Genomic DNA, 9,750 nt, shown 5'->3' with positions numbered 1-9,750 from the left:
GCTCGGCGATGATGCGTTGTGTGACCTCAGAATAGAGGCTGATGCGGTTGGTAATGTTTTCCATGACCTTGTCTCCTTCCATCCGGCCCCGGCCCGGAAGGGGCGCTGGGGGGCGGCGAAGAAGAGCTGGCAGCCACGCTGCAACGGACAGTGCGCATGCCGCAGGCACCGCAACGCATGTGTAGGACCCGCAACGCGGGTTGAGCGCTGGCCTGGCGTGGCTAGAGGCGATTGACGCACCCCGGTGTCCCGCCCGAGCGGGGCAAAAGCCGCAGCTCTGCTGCGACCGCAGATGCGCTGCTGAATGCTGAAACACCGTGAGATGCCGTGAGCAGAAATATTCTGCTTACTCTGCAACTTCCTCCTGCATGCCAGCAGCGCTCCCCTGCCCTATTGCCCGCGAAATCGCCGCAAGTGGCTCGATTGACGCGCAGCGGCACATCGCCAATCTGCTTCGCAGGCAGGGGCAGATCACATCACAGGATGGAGACTATGGCCATGGCATCCCATGCACCCGACAGGTTCCTGAGGCTCAACACCGTGCTCGATCGCACCGGGCTGTCCAGGGCGACGCTGTACCGCAAAATCCAGGCGGGCACCTTCCCCAAGCAGGTCAAACTCGCCGAGCGATGCTGCGGGTGGCGGGAATCGGCTGTCGAGGAATGGCTGCGGAACCCGATGTTCTATGAGGTCAACGATTGAGCGGGCCAAACCGGCTGGGGCAAACATGGCTTCTCGCGGTGTGTCCGGACCACAAGGGTCTCCAGAGGCTGAACCTATCTCGCGCACCAAGCTATTTCAGAAGACAACCGGTTGGGTAAGCCGCCAGTCAGCTTTGCGCCCCAATGTCGGTCACTTCGGTCCGCCCGCCGATTGCCTGAAAGCGGACTTGGCTACCGATAGGCCTGGGCACTCGGGCCTGGGACATTCCTGCCGATCAGCAGCGCCACCGAAAATGTCCAGTTATGCCGCGAACGGACATTCTGCGTTTGCCGTCGCGCAAGGCGTCGCTACAGAAACTGGGCCAGAGAAGGACTGACTACTATCGGTGGTCGAATTGCGAAAAAGCTGCCATTCGATTCATCCTCCAACCAGGAAGAAGTTGGCGGGAGCTTTCTCACCGAACAGCTTGTCGGAGCGCTTTTTCTTCCACCTTTCGATGCGCCTTTCGATTTCGCGCCAAATGCTCGGCGCGAAACTCCCCATTGGCTCACTATATGGTTCTTTGCTCCTCTCCCAAGTCTGATAACGCCCGTCGACAACCTTCAAAAACAAAACGCTGAAGCGCCAAAAGTCCTCGTTTGATTGTGCGCCTTGCATCAAATCGTGCCAATGGAGTGCCCATAGATTGCGATCATAGGCATAGCGCGCCGTCTCAGCTGCTTTTCCAACTATGCCTGGAAGACCCTCATAGTTTGCTATGATGGCCTCGCGCTCTCCATCCGCGTGAGCAAAACCGCAAACCATGAGTGCTCTCGCAACGTTTACAGGTTCCTCGCAGTTAAGCCTCTTGTCGACATAGGCGTCCAAAACCGTTGACTTGCCAGCTGAGAGAGCCGCCAAGACCTCTTGAGCAATTTCATGGTCAGTTGCCGCCTCATCCAGTCGGATCTCTCGCAATTTGTTGATTGCGCTGTGGTCGGCAGCCCCCCAGGTTGAAAGACTCTCTAGCCCTAGTGCTGCGGGCCCTTGAACTATGTTCACGAAGCCTCGATTGCCTCGCAGGTGGTCAAAGAGGCGAGCTGCAAGTTCGGGATTGTTATGTGAGAGCACCTCCGCAACCCGAAGGCCGAAGTTGTAAATATGGCGAATTTTTCGGCCTGAGTTCTCAAGGAACACGGTCGCCCATTCTTCCAGCAAGTTCAGGTTAGATCGCGCGCAGGCTCGAAGTGTAGCCGATGCTGTGTCATCAATAATTTGCCTTGCGTCATTCCTACTGAGCGTATCTTCGAACGACTCAAATGCTTTCCTTCCGCGCTCTTGGCGAGCGTCAAACTCATCCTCGGTCTCTGAGAGTCGCTTGGGAAAGTCTTCCAGGCTCAATTCCTTCTGTGGTTCCTCAACAGACCGAAGGGGTGTGTGAAAAGCCCTGCGCTGGTCACCATTGGACTGCGCTATGGTTGGCGCAACGAGCGGTAGGTCTACCTCAAGCATCTTTGCGACAGACGCATTTAACCGATTTGGAATTTCCGAAAGGTCCGCGTCGTCAGCTTCAAGCGCTAGTAGATGATAGTGTTCTCGCGAAACTCGGCTGACCGCCGATTGTTCGGACAGAAAACCGTAGCGATGGGCCCTAGCAATTGCTCTCGCTCCATCCCATCGTTCGAAATGGCACTCGCGTGTATTCAGGGCATTCGCATCCCACTGACTATTCGCAAACGATTGGATGAATTCATCATCATCCAAATCCACAAGCGCTCCGATAGCTATCGAGCGAACACTGCTTTTGTCATCGTTTGCAAGCTTGCGCAGCGAGCCAACAGATCGCTCTGTCAACTCAGTCGCAGAGTAACGCGCAACCATCAGTATCGTCATCTTGAAATCTGGATTATCTGACTGAACGCATCGATCTAGCGCTCTCTCAAGAGCTAATGGCGTAGCCTCCTTGAGTACGTCCGCCAGATCGAGCAATGGCGGCCCATAGGAATTTAGCGAAAGTAGAGCCTCCAATTGCTCATCGCCATCCAGATGAGGGAAGATCATCAACAAGCCATATTGCGCAAGAATCCAGTCGTCGCGGCTATCCTTGTCGTCGCGGTATGGGCGACTTTTTTGCCGAGCTAGATTGAGTAGGCTCTCCCGAGCAGTACCCGTAACCAAAGCCGTTGCATCTCTCAGACCCAGAAGGCGATGTTTGGTTGCGTTTGTAGCTGATGCACTAAACTTCTCGATAACAGAGCGGTGGACTTCAATTGCAGTTTCAGGATCGAAACGCGCCAGTCCAAAGCTTGCGTCCTGTAGAAAATGATCTTCCGCCGTACTTCCTAAGGATGTGCGTAAATTGTCTAGATCAATCGCTCGATATTTTTTTGCTGTTTGATCGATGTTGTCAGGACGCTCCGAATTTGGATCACATGGATCTGTAGCGCAGTACTTTTCTATGAGGCGCCAACCCTCAAAACGTTCTCGATCCTTGGTTAGCTCTTCAATTAGCTTGCGGCAAATCTGCCCGTCTTCGAGCGTGCTTGTGGCACGCAACACGTGGACGTAGGCCCACTTACCGGCTTTCGAAGTATCTTTCTTTGAAAGCGGCGCGGCATGCTGCAAGAGGGCTTCCCGTGTCCGCGCCCAATCAATGCTATTAAACCTCACGAGATACATATATTCGTCGTACGGTCGGTGCAGGTCTGAATTGATGGCTTGCCCAAAGGCCCAAGCAACAAGGCTCTCCGTAAAGTCGCCGAGAGCCATGCCTGCGAGCAACCGAAAAATCTTTGCTGCTATCTCGCTACTCGCTAGAGCGTCATCACGCGTCATCTGCGTCGTGAAGAATGCTCTTTCATCGTCAGACAAATGATCGAGCCTCGTCGAGAGGAGTTGTTTTCGTTCCTCAACCTTCGCTTGATAGGCTTCTTCGCCCTTACTCCTATCTTCGAAAACACCGATCTTTGGATCGAGCGAGTAGCATTTGAGCCAGTTGTGAATGTGGGCGCTCATCGCACTCCACGCATTGGCGTCGCCACGCAATTCCCGTAGCGCGTGTGTCAACCAGTCTTCATTGCTTACATGAAAACTGGATACCGCTAGGTCGCGCAATGCTTCCATAGCGGCGTTAGTTCGAGAGCGGACCACAGCCTCGAAGGCTGGGTAAGCGTTCTCATCTATGTTCTGGAGCCGAAGATATGCGGAGATGAGAGCTGAGACCGTGTTGTCTTCAGCCCTCTCATCAATTGAAGATATGACCAGTGCGGCGTGTACGGCTTCTGCCGTTAAATCAAGAGCATTAATCGGCTCTAGCATTGCATCCAATGTTTCGTTGGCTGGGGTTTTGCTCCGCAGACTGCTGCTCACTGCATCCAATATCGCAAACCCTAGCGCCACTATCAGGCCATCATCAGTAAGCTCGTAGAAGTACGGGTCATCTGGCAGCGAGTGAAAGAATCTACCCTCAGAAACAGCAAGGAGGTTTTGCGTAAGCGCAAAAGTGTTCCCTGAACCGAGGTCGGCACTCTCGAAAACTCTAGTGTCGTTGCTTTGCTCGGAACTTACTCGCTCTAGTACATGCCTCGCATGGGCCGAAAGGCGTTTCTTGAAAACCAAGGGGTCTTCGCTAGTCGTTTGGTCTCTGCTGCTTTTACGTATATGCTCAAACAGAAGTCGGTCGATGCTAAGCTCATCGAAGTCTTGAATGCTCCCGCTCGCTTTTAGATTAAAGGCAATCCCAAGCACTCGCGGATTGCGGAGTGTCTTGATTACCCGAGGCCTTAAGTTGCTTTGCGGGACACCATTTTGCTGAAGAATGCTCTTGAGTTCTGCCTCCGACCATTCGGGGATTGGGATGAGCTTCTGCTTCGTCAACAGTGCGGATCGCAGACGACTATCAAAGTAGCCATTGCGGACGGATACAACGAGGCGTCCTCCGAGATCAGAGAGCTCTTTAGCCATGCCATCAAGGCGGTCGGCCCAGCGGTAATCAGGATATTGATTGAGACCATCGATAAATACGACGAGGTTCGGCTTCGTACCGTGGGTCTCGGCGGACCATTGCTCAAAGACATTTCGCCACCTTTGTAGAGTGTGCTCACTTAGAATGCCAGAGGTTTGCTTGACTATTTGATGAACCAGAAATTCCCGCTCGTTTGTATTAACCAAGCCTTTCGGAAACTCCGCTGCGGGGATCACAAGCGTGATTGGTGGAGTGTCTTGTTCGGTCCAGCTCTGGGCGAACAGCCATGTCTTGCCGCGTCCTTCGCCTCCAATTAGTACGACAACTTCGTCTTCAATAGAACTGAAGACGCATGTGCCAATCCGAGCTGATAATGCGTCGCGTGGGACAACCGGTAAGGGGTTGTTTGCTAGTGGAGATACCTGTTGACCGAATTGCTGCCTCGCCTGCCTTGGATCGGCGAATGCGGCTCGCAACCATTGCGAATTGGCCTCCTGAGCCACCGACTGTCCTAGGGCTGGGTTGCGGAGGAAAGCTAAGATTTGCTGCGAACCATGTTCGAAATTTGGATTGTCTCGGATTTTTGTGAGCGCCGCCTCCGCCAGTTTGGCTTGAGTTTTGTCTTGCAGTTTGTCTTCTAGAAAAGCGACCGTCGCATCCTTGGCAAGAGCGCAAAGAAGCGCGAGTTCAGGGATGGTCGACGACGGCGACCAGTCGAGGAGCAGTAGATTAACGCCCATTTTTTGGGCTGCGCGCGCTAATGGGTCGGCAATCTGCGTCTTTATCTCTATGGTCGCGCCGAGTACCCACAGATCAGGCATCGGATGGCTTGCAACTATCTCCGTAAGCTTGCTGAGGACCTCATTCTTGTTGATTGCACCATTGTACAGCTTCGCTTCGAATGCAATTGACCCGGTCGAAACAGCCCCGCTACCATCCTTCCCATGTTGCGAACCCGAGCCTGCGAGCCGAAACGTATGGTTCGTGATAGAACTGAATATCGATGCGAGCAGACCCTCGAAGCCATCATGACCGCTGTGCTTGAGTGCAGTCAATGCTGCCCGAATACTACTCAGTTCGTTTTTTATTGACTTGTCCATATCACGTTTTTTACCTAGTGGCAGTGCTCGGCTCACATAAAATAGGCACTGACTCAAAAATGCTAAAATGAGCGGCAGCTTTTGGGAAGTTCTCTCGGAAAAAGGAAGAACCAAATTGGGGCGCAAAGCTGACCGACCGCTATGGGACCCCCGATTGTCAGCTTCTGTCAAGAGCGGACGTCCACTGTGGCGGTCGTAGGCGACTAGGTCTGGGTCGAGGCTTGCCGTTGTCGAGTGGCAAATCGTACGGAGGCTTTCCGCCAATCGCCGCCCGAAACTTGCCGTTCGGCAACCGGCCCAATTTCTGACGCAAAAAGGCTTGAAGAAATGGTATCGAAGATCGGTCCAACAGAGCGAATTAGGCTCGCTGCTCACATTTACTAGTTGCACGTCTAGCCGCTGATACAGCAGCGGATCGCTTGGCACCCTCGCCCTTGGCTTTGCCAAGTGCAACCATCGTATCTGAACTTCGACGCAGTCTGACAGGCGGTAGTTTGGGATTGAGCGGATGGCATGCCGCAAGCCTGATCAATTCGTCTCCCCAGGCTTCCAAAGCCGCCTTCTTCTCCTCGAAATAATTGTGACGCTGATAGACGCCAACGATACCCGCCCTCGAGCCAGATACATGATTGAGTACAGCTTCTGTAACCTCCAGACGGACACCAAGCCTTTGAAGGCCGGTTGCAACTGTCCGCCGGAGGTCGTGGAGTGTCCAGTGCTGAACGGAACGTCCCATCTGGGTTTCCATCGCCCGACGAAGGCGCGCCATTGTCTTACTGAATCCGCTTGGACCGGTTTCAGTATCACCTCGGGATGCCAGCAGTTTGTCGCTGTCGCTGAGCGCCCAGATCTCGTTCAGCAGGTCGATTGCCGGTGAAGCCAGTGGCACCAGATGAGCTATTCCATTCTTCGCGCGACTGGCCGGTATAGTCCAGAGTCCAGTCTCGAAATCGAATTCTGACCGATCCGCACTGAACACCTCGTTCCTGCGTTGACCTGTCAACAGCAGTAGCTTGATAGCAGGTCCGAACGGAGGACCTTCTTCGCCGAGAATGTTCCACAGCAATCCCACCTCCCGCACGTCGAGAACCCGGTCGCGCGCCTTAGGCGGTGGCGGACGTCCAGCGTCTCTGCAGGGATTGAACTGCAGTCGTTCCAGTCGGGGCAAAGCCCACCCGTAAAAAGATGAGAACTGGCCAAGGACTCCGCGCGCCATCACAGGCGTCTCTGCTGCTATGCTGTCGATGAACCGAGTGATCTCGGCTCGCGTGATCGTCTCGGGCATCCGGTCACCGAATTTCGGAAGGATGTGCCGGTTGAACACCCGCTCTATCTCGGCAATTGACCTGCGGTCGGCTTTGGCGGCCCTGTAGTCCGGCCACATGCCACGCAGTGTGCCTGCCGCAGCGCCCCGCATCGGCTTCGGCACATGCTGATAAGGGTCCCCGCCTGCCTCAATATCAGAAAGCACAATCCGCGCCTTCTTCCGGGCATCCATCAGACCGAACCGGTCGGAATACCTGCCAATGGTGATATTCCGCACGACGCCAGCGACCCGCTTTCGCAAAAGAAAGGTGCGTGCGCCAGACGCCCCAACCCTCAGACGCAGACCAGGGACGATCGCATCTTTGATCTCGACCTGACCTTCAGGGGGCGCTTTCAACCCTCTGATCTTTGCGTCTGTCAGACCCACCGGTTTCGAAGCCATCTGTGCCTCCATAGAGTACCATTTTGGGGTGTTACCTTAGGTAACATTTGACCCGAAATACCCCGAGATTCAATGAAACACTGTGACACTCATCTAATTGAAAATCAACGGATTTGATACATCCTGACTTTACTTAGGACCCGCTGATTACCGCTCTTAATCAGCGGGTCCTTGGTTCGAGCCCAAGTGCGTCCACCATTCTTCTCCTATATTTCATTGGCTTCTGAAGCTGGCCCCTACTGGCCATCGGCCGCGATGCATCGAGCCGACCGCCATTGGGAGTGGCCCGGTCGAGGTCGAGGCTTGTCTCGCCATTCTGCAGGGGCAATGCCGAACAATCAATCTGGGCCTCGGTCGGCACCACCCTGGCCCAGGGCCATGGGTCATGCCGATCCTGTTGCAAAACGATCGCGCGATCGCTGATTGACCACTTACACCTTCATTTTTCGGCTCAGGGAAGCTCTCTCTTCTCTGGAAATAGAGCCTCCTCCCACGCCGATGAGCTTCATTAACCAATTCTGCGATGAACATCGTAACGATTTCATGGGCATTAAGCTTGTCGATCTAATGGGTCGAGCCGGGACGAGGTATTTTGGTCATGGGAAATTTTTGGCGAGTCGTTAGCGTTGCAGTCGTGGCTTGCGGATTGTGTTTGCCAGCCACTGCAAAAGCAGAAGCCGGTCGCAGCGCGTCGGCAACGATCAATGTGACTGTTGTCATCGCTCCGATCGGTGCCGCAGTGTCTGCCGCGCGTGATGGCGCGGTTGGTATCTGGTCGATAAGTGGTGGCAATCGCGGGTTGCTGATCCGCGCACCTGCCGAAATCGCTGAAGGCGGTTCGGGGACGGTTCGCATCTTTGCGCAGCGCTCAGACGCCTATGTCGTCCGCCCGATGACCGGTGCCAACGCGCTGCCAATAGTCGATCGAGGCGCCGATCGCGGACTGCAATGGCGCGATTTCGATTTACGCGCCGATGGCTCGAGCCGAGCGCAACAGTTTCTTGTAACGACGATCTGACTGCGTGGGCGTGGGCGTGTGCCTGCACGTGGGCGTGTGCTGGCTCAACCCGGCGACAAACGACATTTTGACCGCGTTGTCCCGATCAGGGGCTATACCGCAGACCGCTTCCCGCTCGCGATATTGACAGAAAATTGCCGCGAGTTTACCGCAGCGGCCTGTTGAGTTGGCTTGGTCTTTCGGAAGCACTGGTATGATGGCGCGTAAATTGGCTTGTCTGTCGGCGTTGATTGCTATGGCCGTGATGCAACCGGTGCCAGCACATGCGCATCTGTCCATCAACAAACTCTGGGTCGAATTTGACAGTGGAGGAAGCGGGCGGTCGGACGTGGTGATCCGCAACGACAGCGAGGACCGGTATTACGTCACGGTGTCCGTGGCCGAGGTCATCGAGCCAGGCATGGAGACCGAACATCGTGTAAGCCTGGCTGACCCAGAAGAGGCCGGGTTGCTGGTGACGCCGAACAGGATGGTGCTCGATCCAGGCGCACTGCGCTCGGTCAGGCTTGTGTCACTGAACAACGATCTCACGAAAGACCGGATTTATCGCGTGTTGATCGCACCGCAGGTCGGCGAGATCAAGGTTGATCCCGACGCCGATGTTGAAACGGGAATTGCCATAAAAATGCTGGCTGCCTACGAGGTGCTGGTCGTGGCCCGTCCCCGGGGATCCAGTCCGGACATCAAAGTCGTGCGCGAGCAGGATAAGGTGACGATCAGCAACCTGGGCAACACCAACATCCTCATGACGGACGCAAGCGCGTGTCCACCAGATGCTCAACCCGATGATGAAGCCTGCGCGCGTTTGCCAGCGTCGAGATTGTACGCCGGCGTCAATCTGACAATGCCGCTGTCGTCGGCTCAGGACAAAGTCAGGGTTACCACGCGGAGCGGCCCCGGTGCCGACCCTGTGACGACAGAATACTAAACATCACTAACGTCAGTGGCCCATCGCGGGCTTACGCACCGATACCTATTGGTTTCGGTTGCATCGGCGATTCCGACGCATAGCCTTCCTGGCAGGCCTTACCGGTATTTGCCGCAAACCCTTGTTTTATTGTACCGAATTGGGACACGCGCGTGGACTCAGGGTTCACTTGGTCGCGCCACTCGGTTATCGCTTGCAGTATTTTCCAGCTGAAACGTCGCAAACGCACACCAACGGATTTTATGTCCTGATTTGAAACGTTTACCTTGTTGCCTTCCGAGCCTTATTGACATCAGCGCTGCCATAAGCGACCTGGTCGTCTTAAGGCTTCCTAAGAAACAGCCATATCAGGCTCCCTTGGGATTTCGTGAAGGGTGAAGCCGAAAGCCT

General features: G+C 54.9%; 5 protein-coding genes. 3 read left to right on the top strand and 2 right to left on the bottom strand.

Annotation, left to right across the window (positions count from 1 at the left end; genetic code table 11):
- Nucleotides 1-498 precede the first annotated feature (498 nt).
- Nucleotides 499-702, top strand: a complete 204-nt coding sequence (locus tag IEW00_RS17225) for a helix-turn-helix transcriptional regulator (protein WP_188515672.1) — start codon at nucleotides 499-501, stop codon at nucleotides 700-702.
- A gap of 378 nt (nucleotides 703-1,080) precedes the next feature.
- On the opposite strand, the gene IEW00_RS17220 is transcribed toward IEW00_RS17225, so the two are convergent.
- Together IEW00_RS17220 and IEW00_RS17215 are read right to left on the bottom strand one after the other, a co-directional pair.
- Nucleotides 1,081-5,706 carry a hypothetical protein gene (locus IEW00_RS17220; protein ID WP_188515671.1) on the bottom strand — a complete coding sequence of 1,542 codons (4,626 nt, stop codon included), beginning with the start codon at nucleotides 5,704-5,706 and terminating at the stop codon, nucleotides 1,081-1,083.
- A gap of 358 nt (nucleotides 5,707-6,064) precedes the next feature.
- On the bottom strand, nucleotides 6,065-7,414 hold the full coding sequence (locus tag IEW00_RS17215) for a tyrosine-type recombinase/integrase (protein WP_188515670.1): 1,350 nt from the start codon (nucleotides 7,412-7,414) through the stop codon (nucleotides 6,065-6,067).
- Between the two features lie 706 nt (nucleotides 7,415-8,120).
- On the opposite strand from IEW00_RS17215, the gene IEW00_RS17210 reads away from it, so the two are divergent.
- The gene (locus IEW00_RS17210) at nucleotides 8,121-8,432 is read left to right on the top strand and encodes a hypothetical protein (protein WP_188515669.1); all 312 of its coding nucleotides are present in this window, start codon (nucleotides 8,121-8,123) and stop codon (nucleotides 8,430-8,432) included.
- Between the two features lie 193 nt (nucleotides 8,433-8,625).
- Nucleotides 8,626-9,360: a hypothetical protein gene (locus tag IEW00_RS17205; RefSeq protein WP_188515668.1), complete on the top strand. Its 735-nt coding sequence runs from the start codon at nucleotides 8,626-8,628 to the stop codon at nucleotides 9,358-9,360.
- Nucleotides 9,361-9,750 lie beyond the last annotated feature (390 nt).

This window comes from Blastomonas aquatica, from assembly GCF_014639875.1.
GTDB lineage: Bacteria > Pseudomonadota > Alphaproteobacteria > Sphingomonadales > Sphingomonadaceae > Blastomonas > Blastomonas aquatica.
Note: the sequence above shows the minus strand (reverse complement) of the source record. Positions and strands in the feature narration are given on the sequence as shown.

Coding starts and splice junctions, on each gene's coding strand:
- IEW00_RS17225 (WP_188515672.1), top strand. CDS start 499: ATGGCATCCCATGCACCCGACAGGTTCCTGAGGCTCAACACCGTGCTC.
- IEW00_RS17220 (WP_188515671.1), bottom strand. CDS start 5,706: ATGGACAAGTCAATAAAAAACGAACTGAGTAGTATTCGGGCAGCATTG.
- IEW00_RS17215 (WP_188515670.1), bottom strand. CDS start 7,414: ATGGCTTCGAAACCGGTGGGTCTGACAGACGCAAAGATCAGAGGGTTG.
- IEW00_RS17205 (WP_188515668.1), top strand. CDS start 8,626: ATGATGGCGCGTAAATTGGCTTGTCTGTCGGCGTTGATTGCTATGGCC.